Source organism: Marinomonas ostreistagni (assembly GCF_016888445.1).
Lineage (GTDB): Bacteria > Pseudomonadota > Gammaproteobacteria > Pseudomonadales > Marinomonadaceae > Marinomonas > Marinomonas ostreistagni.
The window spans coordinates 51,357-75,185 of record NZ_JAFEKF010000005.1 but is presented as its reverse complement, the minus strand read 5'-3'; the positions used below and the strand labels follow the sequence as shown (position 1 = coordinate 75,185).

The window sequence follows — 23,829 nt, the reverse complement described above, 5'->3', positions numbered from 1 at the left end:
GATAAGAGAAATACGTCAGGCGTTTGCCTGACGTATGGATTGCAATAACACGAATTAAATTAAGGGCGAGGAATATCGAATTCTTCTGGCGAATGCTTAGCAAAGCCTGCGTCATGGACCAACCAAGAAGATACAGAACGGTAGTTTTCTAGGAAGTCTACCGCCGCATCGCCGCTTAGGTTCATCACACCGTAACCACGACTTTGCATCAGATTTTGGAAGTCTTCTGACTCCGCACCCACAGAGAACGCTTCACTTAGCTTAGCGACCACGTCATCAGGTGTGCCCTGTTTCACGAAGACACCGAAGAATGGGCCGTACGGTAGGTAAGTAGAAAGACCTGGCAATGCATCTACGATTGGCGCGGTGTCAGGTACTACAGGGTTGCTTTCTTTGTCGACCAAAGCGATGGCTTTCATACGACCGGCTTTAACATGCTGGACGGCTGCGCCTAATACCGCAGGCATCACATCAATAGCGCCACCTTGTAGGGCGGTCAGAGCAGGGCCATCACCATTGTAAGGGACCGTTGTCACATCAAGATCAACTTCTGACTGGATCATTGCCATGACGATCGACGCCAAGCCACCTTTACCAGTCGAGCCGACTTTTACCGCACCTGGGTTGGCTTTGATGTAGTCGATCATTTCTTGCATGGTGTCAAACGGCGCATCGTTTTGTGCCACGAGCAACGGGATACCGCGCGCTAAAACGTTCACAGGGATCATGTCGCTGTAATCAATGTCCGCAAGACCTAAGACTTTGTACATTTGTGGGTTTTCAGCGCCCATCAACAAGGTATAGCCGTCGGCTTGTTTAGCGTTGACATACTTAGTAGCGATCGCGCCGACACCACCGGTACGGTTGGTGAGGATGATATCAGTGCCCAATACTTCCTCTGCGTGAGGGGATACTGAACGCATTACAGTGTCCGTTGAGCCGCCAGCGCCCCATTGAATGATGCCTTGGATGTCTTTCGTTGGGTAATCTGCCATGGCTGCTGAAGAGAGAGCTAACCCTGCAAAAGCACTTAAGATTATTTTTTTCATGATCGCGCTCCAAACCGCTATGTTAAAAAGGCCACCGTGTACGACGGTCTAAGTATAAAAAAGAGACACAATTATAAGTTCGTTTTTTTATATATCCAGTGCTTGGCTCATGTTCTAACCATATGACAACAATTTCTTTGGTATATATTGATAATAATTATCACCCTTGTTAACTTTCTTTATATTAGAAGATTCTAAACTTGTTGATTATGTCAACTACTTTTACGCTTAAAATATAAGGAACCGATAATGAAAAAAACCGTTCTAGCCGCTCTGATTGCCTGCTCAACCAGCGCCATGGCAGCACCAACCTATGAATTTGATGTGACGCTAAAAGGTTATGACGGCGACGCTGAGTCATCCGTGGCTTACTCTGGCCAGATCGCTCGTCATGCGCTGCACAACTCACTGAAGAAAGTCGTGGGTCAAGGTGATCAAGCGAAGATGGAACAATACCTTTCTAGCCAAGCCAGCGGTCTTGCGATTATTGATCCTGCGAGCAAAGACGGCTTTGCGATTAAGCAATCTTCGATTGATGAGCTATCAAAAGGCAAAGACCTATTATCAAGCGCTTACGATGGCATCATCACCGGTTGGCCAGGTAACCCAACTGGGCAAGAGCTACTGCAACAGCTAGTGGAACAAGCGGGTAACACTAAAAATGGTTACGATCCTGTCAACGGCTACGACTACGTACAGTTGGTGTCTAAGTTTGCAATGGGCGCGGTGTTTTACAACAAAGCGGTGAACCACTATCTAGAAGAAAAGCTCGAAGCAGATCAGCACCCGAACAATGAAGCTTACAAAGATGGTGTACCTTACACAGGCAAAGAGCATGTGTGGGATGAAGCGTTTGGTTACTTCGGTGCACCAGCGCACGGTCTTGAGCTGACACCTGAAGAAGTGGTACAGATCACTAAACAGAACCCAGACTACTTTGCCAAAGCCGATGCTAACGGTGACGGTGTCGTGGATCTGAAATCCGAAATGGCGTTTGCTCATGCCTACTACGCTGCCAGCGTCGATGCGAGTGCCGGCACGGATTACTTTCACACCATCATGCAAGCCTTCGTTGATGGCCGCCAGCTGATTGCTGACGCCGATGGCGAGCGTCTAAGCGATGCGCAGCGTACTGAGCTGAAAGGCTACGCAGCGACCATCGCTACAGCTTGGCAGCAGGTGATTGCCGAAGCTGCCTTCAAATACGCGGGTAGCGTCTACGCTGACCTTGAGAAAATTGCTGTGATCGAAGAAGCTCACGGTGATGTGTCAAAAGCTTTCCGTGACTATGTTAAGCACTGGGGCGAGCTAAAAGGCTTTGCCATGGCGTTAGAGGCAGCGGGTCGTGATTTGGGTAATGCGCAAGCAGGGCTAGATCGTTTAATTGGCTTTAGCCCAGTGCTATTCGGTGGCGCGCAAGTGGTTGCTCAAGACGGCCAAGGTGGTTTCGTGCAAGCAAATGCTGGCTCTATGCAAGAGTACAAGCTAAACATGATCAAGGTACAAAACCTATTGGCGCAGAGCTTTGACCTGAAGGCCAAGCAAAAAGACATGACTGGCGGTATGAGCGATGTGCTTAAGCAAATCAATGCCGCTGGCCAAAGTGCTGAAAACGATTGATATGTGGCACCGACAAATTTGGATAAGCAGCGATGCTTGAGAATTTTGTCTTATGGTTAGGAGGCGAACTGGTATCTGCTGGTTCGTCTCTACTGGACGCGACGAAACGCGTCTCAGTGTTTTATTTATTATCAGCGCTCCTGTTTGCAGCGCTGATGATGTTTTGGCGTTATGGCTCAAAGGGCGTAAAGCGTCTAAAACCCTATCTATCTTGGCAGGTTTGGTGGCATCCATCTGCACGCACTGATTACCAGCTCTGGCTAGCCAATCGTCTATTATTGGCCGTCCTTATCCCGAAAACCTTAACCCAAGCAGTATGGATTAGCTGGCTCTATTTTTATTGGCAAGAGCAAGGCTTTACCAGTCTTGGGCTCCATTGGCCTACCTCAATCGTGATTGGGCTGTTCACCCTATGTTATTTCTTGGTCGATGACTTTTCACGCTTCTTGGTGCACTGGGCAATGCATAAAAGCCCGACCTTATGGTCGTTTCATCAGGTGCATCACAGTGCCAAAGTACTGACGCCTTTTACTGTATTTCGTACGCATCCAGTCGAAGGGCTACTGTTTTTCTTGCGCTCAATGGCTGCCCAAAGTCTCGTCGTAAGCGTCTTTCTGGTCGCGTTTCCCAATCAGGTCAGCCTGTGGCAAGTATTTGGCGTATTGGTGACCACATTTATCTTTAACGTATTAGGCGCCAATCTAAGACACTCTGGCGTGGCGCTGAGCTACGGCCCACGCATTGAAAAGTGGCTGATTTCACCTGCGCAGCATCAAGTGCATCACTCTGTGGCGCGCGAGCATTACGATCGTAATTTTGGTGTGACCTTAGCCATTTGGGATCGTTTATTTGGCAGTTGGCATAAAGGCCACGATGACCAAGTCATCCGTTATGGCACAGGGCAAAACATTGATGAGATGGGCCTACTCGGTCAGTGGCTACAACCGTTTAAAGACTGCTTTGCGAGGGTTTTGTGCATACTTAAAAAACTCATACCTACTGGCCAAAAAAACGCCCAACCCAGTAAAACTGCGAAGGGCGTCCCTAAGTGGGAGAATGTCTCAACGTGAGACAAAGTTAAGGTCGGACAAAAAACGCTAACAATACTTAAGACTGTGTGGATAGATCTGCTTCAGCCTGTGCCAGCATGTTGAACTCTTCTTCTGGTGTTTTCGCGACCAGACGGTTTTTGCTGTACAAGAAGAAGTAAGCGGCACCGATCACGAACAACGCCAAGGTGTACATAAAGGCACGTGGGTCGTAAGCGTAAACACCTGTCAGCGCAACGATCGACAGCACTAGGGCAATCCCCGAAGTGATCACGCCACCTGGTGTTTTATAAGGGCGCTCAAGGTCAGGTTGTTTGACGCGAAGTAAAATGTGGCTCAATGCCATCAGTGCGTAAGATACAGTCGCACCAACAACCGCCATGCCCAACATCAAATCACCTTCACCTGTCAGAGAAGCCAAGAAACCAAACACACCCGGTACGATCAAGGCACGGGCTGGCACTTTGCGCTCGTTGGTAAGCGATAGACTCTTTGGCAAGTAGCCTGCACGAGACAGCGCAAATACCAAGCGGCTGTAGCCGTAAATAATCGAGAAGAAAGACGCAACCAAGCCTGCTAGAGCAAGCACGTTCACCAGTGTCGCAAGAGTTGGCTTGCCTGCTACATTCAGTGCATCCACCAACGGCACGGCACTGCCACCAATCGCTTCAGCGCCTGTCACACCGGCTAGCAAAAAGACCACTAGAGTCGCTGTGAACAGTAGGAAGATCATGGCGCCAATGATGCCTTTAGGTACGTCTTTCGCTGGGTTCTTTGCTTCTTCTGCAGCCAACGGCACACCTTCTACCGCAAGGAATAACCACATCGCAAACGGCAACGCCGCCCAGACACCGTACCAACCAAATGGCATAAACTCAGAAGCACCTGCTGCTGACGTTGGTGCAATGTCAAACAGACGTGAGGCATCAAAATCACCAATCAGCGCAACACCTGTGCCGAGAATCGCAAGTACCGCAAGACCAGAGATTACCATCATGACTTTTAACGCTTCACCTACACCTGCTAAGTGAATGCCAATAAACACTAAATAGAATAAGGCATAAACCACAGGGCCATTAAAGCCCAATAGTTCTTCGACCGCGGAGCCAATAAAAATCACAATCGCTGCAGGGGCAAGCGCATATTCGATCAGCACGGCAAGGCCGGTCATGTAGCCGCCCACTGGGCCCATTGCTTGGCGCGCAAAGCTGTAACCGCCACCGGCAGCAGGGATCGATGCCGACATTTCTGCCAAAGATAAAACCAGCGTTAAATACATAATGCCCATCAATACGGCAGCCACAGCAAAGCCACCCCAGCCCGCTTCGGCTATACCGAAGTTCCAGCCGGCGAAGTCACCAGAGATAACGTAGGAAACACCTAACCCTGCTAGCAAAAGCCAGCCTGCGGTGCCGCGTTTGAGCTGGCGTTTTGCCAGGTATTCTTGATCCATTTGTTCAGCCATGTGTGTTCCTCATGTGTCTGTACGGTTATGTTTTTAAATGGTTTTTGAGAGTTCTAATGTTTAAGGTCTAGCTTTTTGAGATAAGGAAGTTGTTGTTATCGTTTTCATGCTCAAGCGCTGATTCGTCAGTACGGTCTTTCAGTTGCACCCCTGACAGCTGTTTTGTTCGCGCTTCATTGAGTAGGTAGCGAGTTTTGCGGCTGGCTTCGGGGTAGTTCAATCCTGCTGTACGGATGTTGGAAATACAGTTTCGGTAGGCATCGGTTTTCCCCGACTTAGGCGCCCAAGTCAGGTACAAGCCCATGCTGTCTGGGGAGCTTAACCCTGGGCGTTCACCAACGAGAACCACCACACATTTGGCATTCAATAACTCACCGATAGGATCGCCAATGGCGACACGGCCCTGTTCGACAAAACACAGTGGTGCAATCGACCATGGCTCAGGGCCACTGGTCAGCTGTGGAATTAATTCACCGAGAAACGGCAGCGTATTTTCTTCAATCGCGAGCGCCGATAGACCATCGACAATGACAAAGGCGAGATCGTATGGATCATCGTTGAGGTAGGCGTGGTCTTCTAAGGTTTGCTCGGAGGCTTTATTTAATAGGCGCCCGTAGTCTGGGCGTTGCAGATACATGTCACGATGTTCTGCACGGCTATGTAATCGCAAGGGCTGGCCTTTCGGACACCAGCTTTGGGCTGTAAGGTTTTCAATCAAACCGTCGATATTGAGCGGTGTATGCACGGCATCAATGGCTTGCGCGTGTGCTAATTGAAAGGCTAGTAAATGCTTTGTCGGCACACTGACGCCCGCGCGGCCAAGGCCAATACGGGCATCGGTAAATTCGCGCAAACGCTGCCATGGGTTTTCAATTACTGGATCGTTGGTTGGGTGAGTTGGGAACACACGTTTCATGTTATTGGCCTCCCAGCATACGTTTTAGCGACTTTTCAAACGCTGACGGAACCTGGTGATTCAAAGTGAACTGATCGTCATTGAAGATGTTTGTGTGCTTCAACCATTGATCAAACTCGGGTGCAGGGGTTAAGCCCAGCGCTTGGCGTACATACATAGCATCGTGGAATGAGGTGGTTTGATAGTTGAGCATGATGTCATCAGAACCTGGGATGCCCATGATGAAGGTACAACCTGCTACTGCGAGCAGCGTCATCAAGTTGTCCATATCGTTTTGATCGGCTTGCGCGTGGTTGGTGTAACAAACGTCACAACCCATTGGCAGACCGAGTAACTTGGCACAGAAGTGATCTTCAAGCCCCGCGCGAGTGATCTCTTTGCCATCGAACAAATATTCAGGACCGATAAAGCCCACCACGGTATTCACCAACAGTGGTTTGAATTTGCGTGCCACGGCGTAGGCACGCGCTTCACAGGTTTGTTGGTCGACATTGTGATGAGCGTTAGCAGATAGAGCGCTACCTTGACCGGTTTCAAAGTACATGACGTTATCGCCCACGGTGCCGCGTTTTAGGGAAAGCGCTGCCTCGCGAGCTTCGGCCAAGGTAGCGAGGTTAAAACCAAAACTGTCATTGGTGGCTTGCGTTCCGCCAATGGACTGGAAAACAAGGTCAACTGGCGCGCCTTGTTCGATGCATTCGATAGTGTTGGTAACGTGCGTTAATACACAGGATTGCGTTGGGATTTCATAATGCTGGATCACCTCATCCATCATTTTCATCAAGCGACATGCCTGTGCCACGTTATCGGTAGCCGGGTTAATCCCGATGACTGCATCGCCGTTGGCGTACATCAAACCGTCTAAGATACTGGCCGCGATGCCTGTTAGATCATCGGTTGGATGGTTCGGCTGTAAGCGCGTTGAAAGGTGCCCTGGTAGGCCGATGGTGTTACGAAACGCGGTTTTCACATGGCATTTTTTAGCGACCAAAATCAGGTCTTGGTTACGCATAATCTTGCTCACCGCCGCGGCCATTTCTGGCGTGATACCGTCGCGGACTTTTTCCAACATGGCAGGTGTCGCCATATCGCTTAGTAGCCAATCACGAAAACCACCCACCGTTAGATGAGAAATTGGTGCAAAGGCTAGCTTGTCGTGTTCATCGATGATAAGCCGAGTAATTTCATCGTCTTCATACGGTACGACGACTTCTTCTAAGAATAATTTCAGTGGCACATCGGCCAGCGTCATCTGTGCAATGGCACGCTCTTCCGCTGTTTCAGCAGCAACGCCTGCAAGGCGATCACCGGATCGTGCGGGAGTGGCTTTGGCCATCAACTCGGCCAAGCTTTTAAAGCCAAATGTTCGCTCACCCACCGTATGTCGAAAGCGAAATTGAGTCTGTGCATTTGTCATAGTGAAACTTTTCCGTCTACTGTTAAAAGCCTGTTTGATAACGCTGCCTTATGGGCATGAAGATTGCTGGCTAGAACACTCAGCAAGTTATGACATTTTGTTAAATGTGTATGAAAAGGCGTTATCGAATTTTGGCAATATTTAAAAATCCTTATAAATCAAATAACTATAAAGATTTCAGGTTTGCGTTTTGCGCAAATTTGATAGTCGGAGAACAAAGATGACAGGGATAGAAGCACTAAATGCACCAAAAAAGAGCATCAAAGTATCCTTTAAAGAGGCCTTTGATGCGGATTTACACGCCAGTAACCTCACCAATTGGCAACAGGAGTACGATCAAACCAGTCGCGGTGGTTTTCGCGGTGCGATTGTCGAGCTGCCATTTAGCGATCTGCAAGTATTCAAGGAAGTGACCAGCCAAGCGCTGCAGCAAAAGTGTGTGGTGTGGCCGGATTCTGTCTGGCTGGGCATTCCACTGAACGGCCAAGAGGAAAGTCGTATCAACGGACTGACTGTGCGTGAGCAGCATATTATGTGCCGCCCCGGCGGTTGTGAATTTGAGCTGACCACACCACAGAACTATGAACTGTTTGGTATGGTAGTGAAACTGCCTGCTTTGATGCGTATGGCGAAGATCCACGGTGTGGATTTGAATTGGTCAGAGCTGACTGAACATGGTCGTTTAGCGTTGCCAAAGAAAACGTTGACGGATGTACGTTATGTACTCACGCGTCTACTTAATGGTCAGGCGATCAGTGCGATGCCAGAGCGCCTAGCCCATGATTTGTTGATGATGGCGCTTTTAGAAGTGCTCAAAGCCGAAGAGCCTGCCCCAGCACAAACGCAAAGTTACCATCACCGCAAGCAGGTGGTGGATACCGCGCGGGCGTTTATTCACGATCACCCTGATACGCCGTTAACGGTAACGGATCTCTGTGAAGTGGCGAATGTCAGTCGTCGTACCCTGCAATACGCGTTTGAAAGCATCCTCTCTATTAGTCCGATTCAATATCTGCGAATGTCGCGCTTGAATGGTGTACGCCGTGAGTTGATTGTCGCCGAAGAGGGCGTGAACGTGGCGGATATTGCCGCGGAATGGGGCTTTTGGCATATGAGTCAATTTGCCAAAGATTACCGCATGTTATTTGGTGAGCTGCCGTCACATGCGAGGGTGCATGCGTATTCGCCGTAACGCTTGGTTGTATTGCGTAAGTCAGATATTTAGAATGTGCTGTAAAACTAATGATTCTCAACTACAAAAGAGAATCGCTACGAGAGAATTTTATGGCGCAGATTACCACCCTTGACCAGTTAGAAGCTTTGTATAAAGCGCCGCATCCGATTGTGGCGCAGAAGGCTATTAGCGCATTAGAGCCCCATTCACAGACGTTTATCCAGCACAGTTCCTTCATCGTCCTATCGACGCAAACGGCTCAAGGTAAGATGGATATCTCGCCGCGTGGTGGCCCGGCAGGATTTGTACAGGTATTGGACAACGAGCACATAGTGTTTGGCGATCATGCAGGTAATAATCGTTTGGATACCTTGCACAACCTCTTACATAACCCAGAAATCAGTATTCTGTTTATCATCCCGGGCATTAACGAAGTGTTGCGTGTGAAAGGCCGTGCTAGTTTGCACGATGATGAAGATTTGATCGAGCGCTGCTTAGAGGGCAAAAAACGTCCGAAGCTGGTGGTTAAGATTGCCATCAGTGAGCTGTTTTTCCATTGCCCTAAAGCCATGCTAGTCAGTCATATTTGGGACAGTGAGCACTTTACCTCACGTGATATTTTGCCGTCATTAGGGCAAATCGTACAGGATCAGCTGGGCTTGGATTCATTAGAATAGAGTACGTTAAGCACTTTTTGCCCAGTAAAAGAAAGGCCGCTTAGGTTTCCCTAAGCGGCCTTTTTATAAGACGAAAATGTCGCCTTATTTATTCTTTTGCTGCTCTTCTAGGCGCTTTTCCCAGAAGTCTGCGCCTTTAATGCCAAGGGCTTTCGGGTCGAAGGTGTATTCTTCGACACCAGCGGCTTTTTGATCTTCGTAATCTTTTAGCGCACGCATGGTTGGGCGTGCCATGAAGAAGATCGCTAGGATGCCGACGATGTTTAACCAAGCCATCAAGCCTACACCCACGTCACCTAGGTTCCAGATGTAACCAGCTGTGTTGACGGTGCCGTAAGCCACCATAAACATGATCAATAGTTTCACTAGGGTTAGCGGTACGTTTAGCTTCAACGCACGACGCAAGTAGGCGACGTTGGTCTCAGCAATGTAGTAGTAAGCCAAGATGGTGGTGAAGGCGAAGAAGAACAACGCAATGCCGACAAACGCAGAGCCGAAGTCACCAAAGATGCTTTGCAGAGCCATCTGCGTGAATGCAGGTGAGGCGATGATCACATCCGCAGGAACGTTTTGTGTGATGAATTGACCATCTGGTAGCGTGCCTTGTACGTTGTACTGCTGTGTGATCAGGATCATCAAGGCTGTTGCGGTACATACGAATAGAGTATCAACGTAGACCGAGAACGCTTGCACCAAACCTTGCTGTGAAGGGTGTTTAACTTCTGCAGCAGCGGCAGCGTGCGGGCCAGTACCTTGGCCAGCTTCGTTAGAGTAAACACCACGTTTTACACCCCAGCCGATCGCGGCACCAAAGCCTGCCTGAGCGCTAAACGCATCAGAGATGATCATGGCGAAAATGCCAGGTACTTGATCAACGTTTAGGAAAACAACGATCAATGCCATCACGATGTAGCCCATCGCCATAAATGGCACGATGATCTGTGTGAAGTTGGCAATACGCTTGATACCACCAAAGATGATGAATGCCAATACCACTAGGATAACCGCTAGGGCCACCAGTTTAGTGGTACCCACTTCACCAAATGATGTCGCAATGATCTCGCCTGGGCCAAATACTTGTGCCACAGCGTTGCCCACTGAGTTGGCTTGAATGCCAGGTAAGAACACACCACATGCGATGATTGAAGCTAGAGCAAACAATACCCCTAACCACTTAAGGCGTAGGCCTTTCTCGAAGTAATACGCAGGACCACCACGGTACTGACCGTTGTCGTTAACCTTGTAGATCTGACCGAGTGTGGATTCTGCGTAAGCGGTACTTGCGCCTAAGAACGCCACCACCCACATCCAAAATACCGCGCCTGGGCCACCGAAACCGATCGCCGCAGCAACCCCTGCGATGTTACCAGTACCGACACGACCTGAAAGAGATACTGCTAAGGCTTGGAACGATGAAATACCTTTTTCAGATGGCGTTGAGTTAAACAGCAAGGACCACATTTCTTTGAAGTGTCGTACTTGTGCAAAACGGGTCAAAATTGAGTAGAACAGGCCGGCGCCTAAGCAAAGATAAATCAATGCAGGGCTCCAGATGACTCCATTGAGGAAATCAATGAATGCTTGCATAAAAAAGTTCTCCAGTGATATCCGCTCGTTGAACGAAGGATTATTTTTCTAAAATGGCGAGTCATTGGCATGACTCAGAAGATTTCAGCCGCTGTAGCGTTAAATTGTGCAAACTTAATCACACAATGCGTACGACTTGTGTAAATCAGACTACCGAATCTAACACAGCAGAGAAGGGAAAAACATTTAGCTAATTGTCTTATTCGGATGCTAGTTGATGCTCTAATAGCACTATTTGACGTTATATTGAGATAAAGCAGATGCTTTTGAGGCAGCTTTAGCGAGGGATAATTATTAAATTATTTCTTTTTTGTGAATAAATAGTTTTTGTTTTGTGTATTTATTGCGCTCCTTGCTGGGTCTAATATGTGAGCCATTGATTAAGCCAAGCGCTTTGACCTGTTTAAGGAGTGTGTATGTCTTCTGTTGCATTTGTTTCCCATGGTGGTGGCCCAATGCCGGTGTTAGGTGATCCCGGACACCAAGAGCTGGTATCAACCTTACAAGATCTAACTCAGGCGCTACCTAAGCAGCCATCAGTGATTGTCGTGCTCAGTGCTCACTGGGAAACCGCGTCATTTGAAATCACCAGTGCTGCAAAACCTGAGCTGATTTACGACTATTATGGTTTTCCTGAAGAGTCGTATCAGTTGCAATACCCAGCGCCAGGCGCACCTGAGCTGGCGCAACGGATGGCTGAGCAGCTCAATGCTGCTGGCGTTGCGATCAAGGCTAATGCCAGCCGTGGGTTTGACCATGGTATGTTTATTCCGCTGATGTTGATGTACCCAGAGGCGGATATTCCAGTGTTGCAGATTTCTTTGGCGAGCTCGCTGGATCCACGTCAGCACTGGCAGCTTGGAGAGCAGCTAGCCAAGGTCTTACCAGAAGATGCGCTGGTGATCGGGTCAGGCTTTAGTTTCCACAATATGCGTACCTTTTTTGCGCCGAAAACCGAACAAATAAATCACGATGTACATGCGTTCCAAAGCTGGCTTGATGAGACGGTCACCGCGGTCGACATCAAGCCTGAGCAGGCGCAGCAGCGCTGGTCTGAGTGGAGCAAAGTCGAGGGTGGACGTTTTTGTCACCCACGTGAAGAGCATCTGATTCCGTTAATTGTGTGTCATGCCATCGCCCAATCCCAAGGGCGTTCGATTCCATTTACTGCGCTTGGAGTCGAAGCACGTCACTTTATTTGGTAGCGCAGTTTTTTTCATCGGTTCCTTCCCTTTTGCCAGCCTCGTTTGGGGCTGGCTTTTTTTTGTCCAAACAACGCACCATTGCTCCCCATTGTACGCTAGACAGCCAACGACATGGCGTTGCAACATAGAGACGCTATATTGATGATAGACCCCCATTTTCAGAGGACGATAGGCATGGCTGACGCATCACAACAACTTTCGGATCAGGTAATCGCTTCGTGTCAGGAGTTTAAGCAAAACATTCTTTACCACATGCGTTATACCTTAGCGCTGCGTTCTGAGCAGGCGACTAAGCGTGATTGGTGGCTGTGTTTATCCCTCGCGGTGCGAGATCGCATCATCGACGATATGGTGGCGACCCAAGAACGCCATAATCAAGACAATGTGCGCCGTGTGTATTACCTATCGATGGAATACCTGATGGGGCGGATGTTGATCAATAACGTACACAATGTGCGTGTCTATGATGAAGCCAAACAAGCCCTCGAAGAGCTTGGCCAAGATTGGCAGGCTATCTGTGATGTAGAAATGGATATGGGCTTGGGCAACGGTGGTTTAGGTCGACTGGCCGCGTGTTTCTTAGATTCATTGGCGACGTTAGATCTGCCAGCAGTAGGTTATGGCATCTATTATGAATTTGGCTTGTTTAAACAAGAGTTTCTAAACGGCCAGCAAGTAGAGCACCCCGATACTTGGATCAACTACGGTACCCCTTGGGAGTTAGTGCGTCCTGAATACGCGCAGACGGTGCAGTTTTATGGGCGCGTGGAAGAGGCTTTCGATAGCTTTGGCAATTACCATCCGCGCTGGGTGGATACCAAAAGTGTGCTGGGCATTCCCCATGATATTCCCGTGGCTGGCTATGACACCAAGACGGTCAACTTCTTGCGCTTGTGGTCGTCACGTTCGACCGAAGACTTTGATCTGGATGAGTTTAACAATGGCGATTATGTTGAAGCGGTGCGCTCCAAAGCCATTGGCGAAACCATTTCTAAGGTCTTGTATCCAAATGACAAAAATGAAAACGGTAAAGAGCTGCGCCTGATCCAGCAGTACTTTTTTGTCGCCTGTTCGCTGGCGGATATTTTACGCCGCTTTGAGCGCAATAATGGTCAGGATTGGTCGAAGCTGGCTGATCAGGCAGCGATCCAGCTTAACGACACTCACCCTGCGATTGCGGTGGTGGAGTTGATGCGTATTTTGGTGGATGACAAGCGCATGCATTGGGATCAAGCGTGGTCTTTGGTGAATCAAATCTTCGCTTACACTAACCACACTTTATTGCCAGAGGCGCTAGAGACTTGGAGTGTCGCCTTGATGCACAAGGTGCTGCCGCGTCATTTGCAAATCATCTACGAAATCAATCAGCGCTTTTTGGCGCAGGTAGAAGAGCGCTGGCCGGGACGGGATGACATTAAAATGAGCCTATCGCTGATCCAAGAGGGCGCGCACAAAATGGTGCGTATGGCGCACTTGGCAGTGGTCGCCAGTCATAAGGTGAATGGTGTCGCCGCGCTGCATTCTCAGCTTCTTAAACGTTCGCTGTTTGCCACTTTTAATGAATTTTACCCAGACAAATTTACCAATAAAACCAACGGCATTACTCCAAGGCGCTGGTTGCTGAACTGTAATCCAGGCCTTGCTGATCTGTTTGCTAAATATGGCGTGGAGTCTGATTGGCCAAAAAATCTAGAGCGTTTGCGTCATATTGAGCAGTACGCCGAGGATCCAGACTTTCAGCGAGCGTTTATGCAGGTCAAACACGACAATAAGCAGCGCTTGGCCCAAGTGATTGCCAACGAATGCGGGGTAGACGTAAATCCTAGTGCGATCTTTGATGTGCAGATTAAGCGCTTGCACGAGTACAAGCGCCAGCACTTAAGTTTGCTGAACATTTTGACGCTCTACCATCGACTATTGAATGAGCCGGATTTAGACATTGCACCGCGGGTGTTTATTTTTGGTGCTAAAGCTGCGCCTGGGTATGCACTGGCCAAGACCATTATTTATGCCATCAACTGCGTCGCTGCCGCGATCAACCAAGATGTACGTATCAAAGACAAGCTTAAGGTGGTGTTTTTGCCGAATTATCGCGTGTCCTTGGCGGCGAGTATTATCCCTGCTGCAGACGTGTCGGAGCAGATTTCGACGGCGGGCAAAGAGGCCTCGGGTACCGGTAATATGAAGCTTGCGCTCAATGGTGCCTTGACGATCGGTACGCTTGATGGCGCCAATGTTGAGATCAAAGAAGAGGTTGGCGATGACAACATCTTTATCTTTGGTTTGAATGTGGATGAAGTCGAAGCGCTAGATCAGCAGGGCTATGACCCATACCAGTACTACCATCAAGATGACGAGCTAAGAAATGCCATTGAGTGGTTATGCTCGGGCTACTTTAGTCCGCAAGATCCGCATGCGTTTGATGATATTCGTCGCGCCTTACTAGAGCATGGCGATCAATTTAAAGCGTTGGCGGATTATCGTGCCTATGTAGAGTGCCAAGAGCGTGTGGATGAGGCGTATAAAGACTCTGCACGCTGGGCCAAAATGGCGATTTTGAATACGGCGCGGATGGCGAAGTTCTCCTCTGATCGTACCATTCAAGAATACGCCGACGAGATTTGGCAGTTACCGCCAAGCCATGTGTAATGCACATGGCTTGGGGATATTATAGGTAGCGGTTACGGATGGCTTGATAAGTGCCGTTGCGTTTGATTTCACGCAGACCAAGGTTGAACTGGTCGACCACGGTACGAGCATGCGGGTATTGACGGCTGACACACAAATGCTGGGTGTTCAGCGGTTGCGAAGCCAGTGGCGTCGCTTTGATATGGTCGTGAATGCCCAGCTTTTTGGCTTGTGCTAGGGCTGGGTATTCGGCAATGTACAACAAGTCCGCGCTGCCATCCTCAATTTTCAACAGTGCCTCGTCTAAGGACGCGGCGACTTGATGACGGATACCCAGTTGCTCCATAAGCTTTTGTGGCGCCCAATTCGCTACTGAAACAATATTGTAGGTTTGTAACTGCTCTAAGGTTTGTACTGGTGAAATCTCAAGCTCACGGCGACTAATAAAGACTTGGCTCGTGGTGCTGATTTCATCGCTGTAAAACATATATGGCAAGCGCTCAGGGCGACGCATGCACGAGGCTGTGCCAAGCAATTGGCCATGCTCCATGCCCGTGAGGATAGAATCCCAAGCCTGCACTTGGTAATGCACATCCACATCTACCGCAGCAAAGGCGGCACGAATGATCTCGGCATCCATTCCTGACACTTCTTGGCTCTGCTCATCTTCAGACACAATTAGGTAAGGCGGGTAATCCACTGCGTACAGCGTCACCGCTTCGCTTTGCGACCAAGCAAAGCAACTTAACAAAAGTGTTAATGATAGAAGGGTCGTTCGAATGAATGGGTGAGCGCGCACACCGCCTCCAAAATGACTGTTTTCCACAGTTAAGAAACCTAAATCACACTCAGATAGTGCATATAATGTTCATATTGGTGCGCAATATAACACACAATAAGGAGTTTGTGTGCTATTTATTTGCTCTAAATAAGGCGTTCCATCGGCTGATAAGTCAGCCCTGACTCGATGTTCTCAACGCCTGTGCAGACAAAGCCGTAATGCTGATAAGCCTTCACCGAAGGCAGAGAAGCTCGCACTGTGACGGAGGTGTCGCTGCAGTAGGGGAGCATGGCGTGGATGAGTGCTTTGCCAATGCCTTGGCCTTGAACCTTGGGGTCGACAAACAGCAAGGATAAGTGGCGGCCTTGTTTGAGTAATAGTATGCCCAGTAGCTGTTGATCTTGTTCGTAAACGAGCGCAGTGTTGCTGGACTCAGCGATCAGTTTGGCAAGCGTATCTGGAGCGGTAATGTGATAAAAATTATCACGGCCCTCAGCGAGTACCGTATTGGCGACGCTGTGATTAAAAGCGTCGTAACAGATTTGACTGACACGCGTCAGATCGTCGGTGGTCATTTCCCTGATCGGCATAGATCCTCCTAAAACGAAGTGCAGAGTGCACTTCGTTGTAAAGGATCTATATTAAAGTGACATGACGATACGTCCAGTAATTTCGCCTTTTTCCATATCGGCAAAAATGTCGTTAATGTCGTCGAGTTTTTTCTCTTTGATGATGGCTTTGACTTTGCCGCGCGCAGCAAATTCTAGGCACTCTTCTAAGTCCTTACGGGTACCGACGATCGAACCGACGACGCTGACACCATTGAGCACTGTGTCAAAGATCGGTAGCGGCATGTCTTCTGGAGGTAGACCTACCAACACACATTTGCCACCACGGCGTACCACATCATAGCTTTGGCGGAAGCCAGCTTTGCTGACCGCGGTACAGACACTGCCATGAACGCCACCCGTGGTTTCACGAATGTCTTCGACAACATTGTCGGTTTTGAAATCAAAGAAGCATTCGGCGCCCAATGACAACGCAAGGTCGCGTTTAGCAGCACCTGTATCCACGGCCGCCACACGTAGGCCCATCGCCACGGCGTATTGCACGGCTAAGTGGCCTAAGCCGCCGACACCAAAGATTGCAACCCATTGACCAGGTTTGGCTTCGGATACTTTTAACGCTTTATAGGTGGTGACACCGGCACAGAATAAAGGCGCCGCATCGACGTAGTTAAGACCTTCTGGCACTTTCACCACGTAATCGGCGTGTGCTGCGCAATACTCAGCGTAACCGCCAGCCACTGAGTAACCAGCGTTTTCTTGAGACATACACAGACTCTCTTTGCCTGCTAAGCAATATTCACAATGGCCACAGGCGCTATACAGCCATGGAATGCCGACACGATCACCAAGGTTTAAGTGTGTTACGGCACTACCGACTTCGACGATTTCGCCAACACCTTCGTGGCCAGGAATTAAGGGCAATGTGGGTTTAACCGGCCAATCACCATGGCACGCGTGCAGGTCGGTGTGACAGACGCCACAGGCATGAATTTTGACCAAAATCTGATGGGGCTCGATGCTCGGTTTGGCGACGTCTTCGATTTTTAAGATGTCGCCAAATTTGTTTGCAACAGCAGCTTTCATAGTAAACTCCCTCTTTATTGTTTTAGCCCAGTTATTAAGAAATATTCTCAACTGGTCTAAAGACTTTAGGGGAATGCTGGTAAAAAGCTTGCTTGCCAGTCCAGAAAAGTTGTCCCTGTGTCCAATTTACTTATCTAGTATGACTTGGATGCGCAAAACCATCCCTAGCGCATCGGGGTTACTTGAGTACGCCTAACTCGACCAGCCGTTCGTGCAAATAAGAGCCTGCGGTATGACGCTCGGATAACACGACCTCTGGACGCGGATGTAAGAACAACGGCAACGAGATGCGCGCTTTGGTTTTGTCGGTGCCCTCAGGATTAATGACGCGATGCGATGTCGAAGGGAAGTAGCCTGCCGAGGCTTCTTGTAGCATGTCGCCAATATTGACGATCAGATTGCCAAAATCGCATGGCACATCTTGCCAGCGACCATCTTTGAGTTTGACTTGCAGCCCAGGCTCGTTGGCGGCAGGCAAAATCGTAATCAGATTGATATCTTCATGAGCGCCAGCACGAATGGCGCCTAACTCTTCATCACCTTTTAGTGCTGGATAATGCAGCAAGCGCAATAAGGTTTGGTCACTGTGTTCGATCATTGCACTCAGCGGCTCACGGTAATGTGCGGCAATGTCTTGGGGCGTGTAGTGTTCGATCCAGCCAAGTAGCTCTACGGCGAGTTGATTGGCTGCTTCGTAGTACTGCTGTAATAGCGGGCGCAAACTGTCTGGGCATTGCCCCCAAGGGTAATAGTGAAAGTATTCTTTAAGGTCTTTATGTTGGTGACCCTTGGCCGTTTCGGAGACTTGTGCAGGGAAAAAACCGTCCTGAGTGCCGACATTGTAGAGGTAGGCTTGCTTATCTTCGCCGGCAAAGAACGCTTGGCCATGCTGGTAGATTTGCTGCACCAAGGCTTGTTCTATCGGGTGATTCTTGAGAACGCCGAAGCCCGTGTCGCGCAGAGATTGCACAAAAGCCTGCGCTGCATCCGGCGCTTGATAGTCTACCGCTTGTAAGGTCATGAATTTGTCCCCATTACGTTATTTAGGCGGCATCGCGCATGCCTACCAAATTGTAGAATTTTGTTCTTATCCAGAGCAGGTTGGCGCGTTTCTTCGCTTGGGTACGTAGCAAAGTTTGCAATAAACAAAAAGAAACTTAACCAAATGGTCTATTTTTCAAGAGTTTAACAGCATTTCTTGCAAATTGAAGTGAAATTCAGAAAATATGCGCCGTTGGCTGGGCAAATGCCAAGCGTGTCCTATACTGGCAAATATGGTCCTCGATAGAAGAACTAATTTGAGCGTACACATACTGATCGAGGAAGACTGACGCGAGCTCTAGCGTCGATCTCAAATAGAGGGCGATTTTATGACGAATACAGTGCAATCGTTAAAGAACCACTTTTTGATTTCTATGCCACACCTAAACGATCCAAATTTTGAACATACCGTGGTTTATATTTGCGAACACGCTGAATCAGGAGCCATGGGCGTCATTATCAACCGCCCATCAAGTATTGATTTTGCGGACTTAGCTGAGCATCTGGGTATGAAAATAGAGGCGCCTAAATTAACCTCAGAGCCTATTTATGTGGGCGGTCCAGTGGAGTCGGAGCGCGGTTTTATTTTGCACTCCTCCGATAAGCAATGGGGCAACACGTTACATGTTACCGACGAAGTGTGTCTGTCTGCCTCGTTAGAAATGTTGGAACACATTGCCGCCGGTGAAGGGCCGGAGCAATTTCGTATCACGCTAGGATGTGCTGGCTGGGACGAAGGCCAGCTTGAAGCGGAGATCGCCAACAATGATTGGCTGGTGTGTGAGGCGGATTTAGACGTATTATTTAATACGCCCAGTGATATGCAGTTAACCGCAGCGACTAAAGTCTTGGGTTTAGATATGAGTACACTTTCGCCGGATATAGGACACGCTTAATGACGCAACCGTCAACTTCTGACACGTCGACAAACCCCAATACTGTGCAAACGGTATTGGGGTTTGATTTTGGAACCACACGTATAGGGGTCGCCATCGGCCAAAGCCTGACCGGGCTTGGTCGCCCACTTGCACCACTTAAGGCCAATGAAGGCATTCCAAATTGGGATACCATCGCAGCCTTGGTCGAAGAGTGGCAGCCAGATGCTTTTGTGGTCGGCCTACCTCTTAATATGGATGGCAGCGAAAATGAGATGTGTCAGCGTGCACGCAAATTTGCCAAACGTCTGCATGGACGTTACAACCGTCCTTACCATATGATGGATGAGCGCCTGTCTTCTTATGAGGCAAAAGGCCAGGTGATTGCACAAGGTGGTAATCGCAATTTTAAAGAGAATTCAGTCGACGGTTTGGCGGCGCAAATGATCCTAGAATCATGGTTTGCTGCCCAAGCCGACGCATAGAAGGGTAAGCCACACAGATGACGTTGGATTTAGAAAAAGCGCTGGCTTCGATGAAGCAGCAGGTGACCCAGTATTGTCAGCAACATCAGATTGAAGACCCGATTGTTGTCGGGATTCACTCGGGCGGTGTCTGGGTCGCCAATGAGATTTTTGCTGCGGTGCCGACTACTGAGCCGTTAGCAACACTGGATATTACATTTTACCGTGATGATTTTACCCAAGCGGGACTGCACCCAACTGTGGGTCAGACACAGTTACCGGCTATCGAAGGGCGTCATGTGATTTTAGTTGATGATGTGCTGATGTCAGGGCGTACCATTCGCGCAGCGATGAACGAGATTTTTGACTTCGGCCGTCCCGCAAGCATCACCTTGGCGATCTTATTTGATTTAAATAAACGTGAATTGCCAATCCGTGCTGATATCATCGGCGAGCAGTTATCCTTGGCGGATAATCAGCGTGTTAAGCTGACGGGCCCAGAGCCATTGCAAGTAGCGCTGATTGAGACCGACTAAATTTCCCTAGAAGCTTTATTTTTTCAACAAGTCATACGACAATTAGAGCTTGGATACAGTGGTTCGCTGAGACAGCAGATTGGCGACTTTGCATGCCATAACATCTGCCTAGCCCCACGGATGCCCGATGTAGCCATGTCTACATCGGGCATTTTCCTATCATACATAGTGATTGAGGAAAGCAAACTATGATGCGATCCGACCCTCGGGCGTTACAGTTAAACGAACAAGGTCAACTGAAGCACTTCCTTACCTTGGATGGCTTGAGTAAAGATATTTTGACAGAGATTCTCGACCGCGCAGAGTCGTTCCTGTCAATGGGCGAACAATCTGTTAAGAAAGTCCCATTATTACGGGGCAAAACCGTTGTTAATCTATTCTTTGAAAATTCTACCCGCACACGCACGACGTTTGAGCTAGCAGCGAAACGTCTATCAGCAGACGTCATTAACCTTAATATTGCCACGTCCGCCACGTCTAAAGGTGAGTCACTACTGGACACCTTGCAAAACCTACAAGCCATGCAAAGTGATATGTTTGTTGTGCGCCACCAAGACAGCGGTGCGCCGCATTTCATCGCCGAACATTGCACTCCTAACGTCGCTATTATTAATGCTGGCGACGGCCGTCATGCGCATCCAACACAAGCCATGTTGGATATGCTGACCATTCGCCGCCATAAAGGTCAATTTGAAGGGCTTAAAGTCGCGATCGTGGGGGATATCCTACACTCGCGTGTGGCTCGTTCTGAATTGCATGCTTTACAAACGTTAGGTGTGGACGAAGTTCGTTTGGTCGGCCCCAAAACGCTGGTACCAGATTTCTTTCAGGACATGGGCGCAGTGATTTGTCATGACCTAAAAGCAGGTCTTGATGATGTCGATGTGGTGGTCATGTTACGTCTACAAAAAGAACGTATGGCAGGCGCTCTGTTGCCAAGTGAAAGCGAATTCTATCGCTTATACGGCCTTACTGAAGAGTCGCTGTCTTGGGCCAAGCCGGATGCAATCGTGATGCATCCTGGTCCGATTAACCGTGGCGTTGAGATTTCCTCAGAAGTTGCGGATGGCGACCATTCGGTGATTCTTGATCAGGTGACCAACGGCATCGCAGTGCGCATGGCGGTGATGTCGATGGCGATGAGTGGACAAGTTCAAGAGCAACAAGCGGCAGCAGAGGGTGAAGCGTAATATGAAACTTCGTGTAACGAATGGTCGTGTAATCGACCCGAGCCAAAACCTCGATGCTATCGTAGATCTATTTGTGGAAGATCACCGTATTGTTGCGCTAGGCGAAGCTCCGCTGGGGTTTGAGGATGCCGAAGTCATCGATGCCTCCGGCAAATGGGTGTTACCAGGATTAGTGGATACGGCCGTGGCGTTGCGTGAGCCTGGCTTTACGCAAAAAGGCACCATCGCTAGTGAAGGTCGTGCGGCAGTGACCGGTGGCGTGACGACGCTCGTATGTCCGCCAGATACTAAGCCGATTGTTGATACCCCAGCTGTAGCGGCGCTGATCCAAGATAAAGCCGACGAAGCGGGCATGGCGAATGTGTTTCCGATCGGTGCACTGACACAAGGTTTGCAAGGTGAGCAGCTGAGTAACATGGTGGCGCTGACCGATGCAGGCTGTGTGGCTTTATCAAATCAAGGTCGTGATATGGCCAGCACACGTGTCTTATCGCGTGCGCTAGAATACGCTGCAACCCATGATTTACTTGTGGTGTTCCACCCTGACGATTCCGGCCTATCTCAGGGCGGCTGCGCCCATGAAGGCGTGATGTCGACGATGCACGGTTTGGCTGGTATTCCAGAAACGGCGGAAACCATTGCCCTGATGCGTGATTTGCTGCTGGTGGAGAAGAGTGGCGTGCGTGCTCACTTTGCGCGTTTATCTTGCGCCAAGTCGGTTGAGATGATTGCCAATGCTAAAGCTGCAGGCTTAGATGTGACCTGTGATGTGGCATTGCATAATCTATTGCTGACCGATGAAGTGCTTAAAGAGTTTAATGGCCAATATCATGTGTTACCGCCACTACGCTCAGAAAATGATCGCTTGACGCTCATCGAAGGCTTGAAAACGGGTGTTGTTAATGCGATCTGTTCAGACCACCAGCCGCACGAAAAAATGGCTAAGATCGCACCGTTTGCCGCGACCGAACCTGGGATGGCGAATGTCGAAGTATTATTGCCGCTGGCTTTGCGCTTAATGGATGAGGGCGATCTTGAATTAGGTCAGTTGTTAACCTGTCTAACGCAAGGTCCTGCCGCTTGCTTTGGCCTAGAAGCCGGCTCCTTAGCAGTGGGTAGCTTTGCAGACTTTATCATCTTTGATAGCACGATGAGTTGGACATGGGACGCCAGCACACGTAAGTCAAAAGGCTCGAACTCTGCATTTGCGGGTGAGCAATTGAGTGGTCGAGTATTGCAGACCTATATCTCGGGTCAGCGTGTCTACCAACTCAGCTAGGGTGGAGAAACTCGTCACAACTTTGTGATAGAGTAACTGAAACCGTTTCAACTGCGCCCACAAGGGGCGCAGTTTTATTACAAGGGTATCAATTTTTTGAGTTTCCAAACGTATGGATAGCAGCGATCATCTCAATTCAAATAACAATGTTGCGCCAGTATTAGAGCAATCTGAAGCTGAGCGTCAGTGTGAGTTTCTGTTACAACTGCGTCAAGTCGATGCGCGTTTGCTGGATTGCATTGCGCAGAGCACGCATTCACTTATGTATATAGAGCAACTGGTTCAAAGCGCTTGGAAGCTATTTCCTCAAGCGGTGCGCCCGTGCTTTTTATGGTGTGACCAAGAGCAAACTCGGTGGCGCATCTTAAATCACCAAGACTGGCAAGCGGATATGGCGGATGCCATGGGTCACTTAGAGCATGTGCCGCAATCTTTAATGACGTTTGTGGCTAGCCCGTCGCGTCAATTTGGTCATGAATCCGCAATCAGTAGTCGCGCCAGTTGGCATCATTGGCATGGTTTTTTGGCACAGCATAACTTGGATCATTGTGCGCTGGTCAGCGTGCCCGACGAAAATGGCGATTGGCTGACCATGTGTTTGTTTTTCGAGACATTGTCAGAATCCGAGCAGTCCTATCTTAACTGGTGTGTGCAGCAGTTTTTGGCCTCACTGCCCCACTGGATCAATGCCTTAGTGGTGCGTCGAGCGGCCGACGAAAAGCTACAAGAACATACGGATGAGCAGACCGGTTTGTTGCAACCTCATGCGTTCCAAAATGGCTTAGGCATGATGTTGCGTGATGCGCGTCGTTATTTCTTGCGTTTGGCTTTTGCGACAGTGACGGTCAAAGATGAGCTGGAAGCTGCGGAGTTAAAGTTGTTGTCAGATACGTTGCGCTCCACACTCAGAGACAATGATTTACTGTCTAGCTTTGGTGAACGTGAATTCGTGATGGCGATGCGCATTGGTCAGCTCGACGATGCTGAAGTGGTGGCGACTAAAATCATGACGGCGTTACAAGAGACGGATCCAAATGAAGTTTCGCTGCTGGCAAATGGTGTGAGCATTGGTGTGGCGTTTTACCCAGAACATACTGATCAAAACCGTCTGTATTTTGCATCCAAAGCGGCCGCTGGGGCGGTCACAGAAAAACTTGGTTATCGTCTTGAGTACTACGGTAAATTTGTGCGCAATCTTGATGAAGCGTACCAAGAATAAAGCCC

21 protein-coding genes are annotated in these 23,829 nt (G+C 49.1%); 12 read left to right on the top strand and 9 right to left on the bottom strand.

From position 1 onward, the window contains the following. Positions 1–59: 59 nt before the first annotated feature. Positions 60–1,049, bottom strand: coding sequence for a tripartite tricarboxylate transporter substrate binding protein (locus JQX58_RS13265; RefSeq protein ID WP_204147350.1), 990 nt, complete (start codon positions 1,047–1,049; stop codon positions 60–62). A gap of 249 nt (positions 1,050–1,298) precedes the next feature. On the opposite strand from JQX58_RS13265, the gene JQX58_RS13260 reads away from it, so the two are divergent. Both JQX58_RS13260 and JQX58_RS13255 read left to right on the top strand, forming a co-directional pair. After that, positions 1,299–2,669: a DUF4856 domain-containing protein gene (locus JQX58_RS13260; RefSeq protein ID WP_204147349.1), complete on the top strand. Its 1,371-nt coding sequence runs from the start codon at positions 1,299–1,301 to the stop codon at positions 2,667–2,669. 32 nt (positions 2,670–2,701) lie between these two features. Beyond that, on the top strand, positions 2,702–3,739 hold the full coding sequence (locus JQX58_RS13255; RefSeq protein ID WP_204147348.1) for a sterol desaturase family protein: 1,038 nt from the start codon (positions 2,702–2,704) through the stop codon (positions 3,737–3,739). A gap of 37 nt (positions 3,740–3,776) precedes the next feature. On the opposite strand, the gene eat is transcribed toward JQX58_RS13255, so the two are convergent. The 3 genes from eat to JQX58_RS13240 all read right to left on the bottom strand — a co-directional run bounded on the left by eat (position 3,777) and on the right by JQX58_RS13240 (position 7,516). Next, a complete protein-coding gene (eat, locus tag JQX58_RS13250) occupies positions 3,777–5,183 on the bottom strand; it encodes an ethanolamine permease (RefSeq protein ID WP_204147347.1) in 1,407 nt (468 codons plus the stop codon). Positions 5,184–5,250: 67 nt separating this feature from the next. Further along, positions 5,251–6,099, bottom strand: a complete 849-nt coding sequence (gene eutC, locus JQX58_RS13245) for an ethanolamine ammonia-lyase subunit EutC (RefSeq protein ID WP_204147346.1) — start codon at positions 6,097–6,099, stop codon at positions 5,251–5,253. Position 6,100: 1 nt separating this feature from the next. Then, positions 6,101–7,516 carry an ethanolamine ammonia-lyase subunit EutB gene (locus JQX58_RS13240; protein ID WP_204147345.1) on the bottom strand — a complete coding sequence of 472 codons (1,416 nt, stop codon included), beginning with the start codon at positions 7,514–7,516 and terminating at the stop codon, positions 6,101–6,103. Positions 7,517–7,736: 220 nt separating this feature from the next. Between JQX58_RS13240 and JQX58_RS13235 the strand changes: the two genes are divergently transcribed. Together JQX58_RS13235 and JQX58_RS13230 are read left to right on the top strand one after the other, a co-directional pair. Then, positions 7,737–8,708, top strand: coding sequence for a helix-turn-helix domain-containing protein (locus tag JQX58_RS13235; protein ID WP_204147344.1), 972 nt, complete (start codon positions 7,737–7,739; stop codon positions 8,706–8,708). A gap of 92 nt (positions 8,709–8,800) precedes the next feature. Further along, entirely contained in the window at positions 8,801–9,367 is a 567-nt protein-coding gene (locus tag JQX58_RS13230; protein WP_204147343.1) for an MSMEG_1061 family FMN-dependent PPOX-type flavoprotein, read from the top strand. An 84-nt stretch (positions 9,368–9,451) separates the two neighbouring features. On the opposite strand, the gene JQX58_RS13225 is transcribed toward JQX58_RS13230, so the two are convergent. Beyond that, positions 9,452–10,954: an alanine/glycine:cation symporter family protein gene (locus JQX58_RS13225; RefSeq protein ID WP_204147342.1), complete on the bottom strand. Its 1,503-nt coding sequence runs from the start codon at positions 10,952–10,954 to the stop codon at positions 9,452–9,454. Between the two features lie 416 nt (positions 10,955–11,370). Between JQX58_RS13225 and JQX58_RS13220 the strand changes: the two genes are divergently transcribed. Next, positions 11,371–12,159: a DODA-type extradiol aromatic ring-opening family dioxygenase gene (locus JQX58_RS13220; protein WP_204147341.1), complete on the top strand. Its 789-nt coding sequence runs from the start codon at positions 11,371–11,373 to the stop codon at positions 12,157–12,159. A 174-nt stretch (positions 12,160–12,333) separates the two neighbouring features. Beyond that, positions 12,334–14,808: a glycogen/starch/alpha-glucan phosphorylase gene (locus JQX58_RS13215; protein WP_204147340.1), complete on the top strand. Its 2,475-nt coding sequence runs from the start codon at positions 12,334–12,336 to the stop codon at positions 14,806–14,808. Positions 14,809–14,827: 19 nt separating this feature from the next. On the opposite strand, the gene JQX58_RS13210 is transcribed toward JQX58_RS13215, so the two are convergent. The 4 genes from JQX58_RS13210 to JQX58_RS13195 all read right to left on the bottom strand — a co-directional run bounded on the left by JQX58_RS13210 (position 14,828) and on the right by JQX58_RS13195 (position 18,241). Further along, entirely contained in the window at positions 14,828–15,613 is a 786-nt protein-coding gene (locus JQX58_RS13210) for a transporter substrate-binding domain-containing protein (RefSeq protein WP_204147339.1), read from the bottom strand. A 98-nt stretch (positions 15,614–15,711) separates the two neighbouring features. After that, positions 15,712–16,158 carry a GNAT family N-acetyltransferase gene (locus JQX58_RS13205; RefSeq protein ID WP_204147338.1) on the bottom strand — a complete coding sequence of 149 codons (447 nt, stop codon included), beginning with the start codon at positions 16,156–16,158 and terminating at the stop codon, positions 15,712–15,714. 51 nt (positions 16,159–16,209) lie between these two features. Beyond that, entirely contained in the window at positions 16,210–17,220 is a 1,011-nt protein-coding gene (gene adhP / locus JQX58_RS13200) for an alcohol dehydrogenase AdhP (RefSeq protein ID WP_204147337.1), read from the bottom strand. Between the two features lie 178 nt (positions 17,221–17,398). Then, on the bottom strand, positions 17,399–18,241 hold the full coding sequence (locus JQX58_RS13195) for an isopenicillin N synthase family dioxygenase (RefSeq protein ID WP_204147336.1): 843 nt from the start codon (positions 18,239–18,241) through the stop codon (positions 17,399–17,401). Positions 18,242–18,590: 349 nt separating this feature from the next. On the opposite strand from JQX58_RS13195, the gene JQX58_RS13190 reads away from it, so the two are divergent. From JQX58_RS13190 to JQX58_RS13165, 6 genes are all read left to right on the top strand, one after another. Then, a complete protein-coding gene (locus JQX58_RS13190) occupies positions 18,591–19,157 on the top strand; it encodes a YqgE/AlgH family protein (RefSeq protein WP_204147335.1) in 567 nt (188 codons plus the stop codon). Next, entirely contained in the window at positions 19,157–19,621 is a 465-nt protein-coding gene (gene ruvX / locus JQX58_RS13185) for a Holliday junction resolvase RuvX (RefSeq protein ID WP_204147334.1), read from the top strand. Before JQX58_RS13190 ends, ruvX begins: the two co-directional genes overlap by 1 nt. 17 nt (positions 19,622–19,638) lie before the next feature. Continuing rightward, positions 19,639–20,136, top strand: coding sequence for a bifunctional pyr operon transcriptional regulator/uracil phosphoribosyltransferase PyrR (gene pyrR / locus JQX58_RS13180; protein WP_204147333.1), 498 nt, complete (start codon positions 19,639–19,641; stop codon positions 20,134–20,136). A gap of 188 nt (positions 20,137–20,324) precedes the next feature. After that, entirely contained in the window at positions 20,325–21,326 is a 1,002-nt protein-coding gene (locus tag JQX58_RS13175; RefSeq protein ID WP_204147332.1) for an aspartate carbamoyltransferase catalytic subunit, read from the top strand. Position 21,327: 1 nt separating this feature from the next. Beyond that, positions 21,328–22,605 (top strand): dihydroorotase, encoded by a 1,278-nt coding sequence (locus tag JQX58_RS13170; protein WP_204147331.1) that lies wholly within the window; start codon positions 21,328–21,330, stop codon positions 22,603–22,605. Positions 22,606–22,717: 112 nt separating this feature from the next. Next, complete coding sequence (locus tag JQX58_RS13165; protein ID WP_204147330.1) at positions 22,718–23,824, top strand: GGDEF domain-containing protein; 1,107 nt, start codon at positions 22,718–22,720, stop codon at positions 23,822–23,824. The last annotated feature ends 5 nt before the right edge of the window (positions 23,825–23,829 follow it).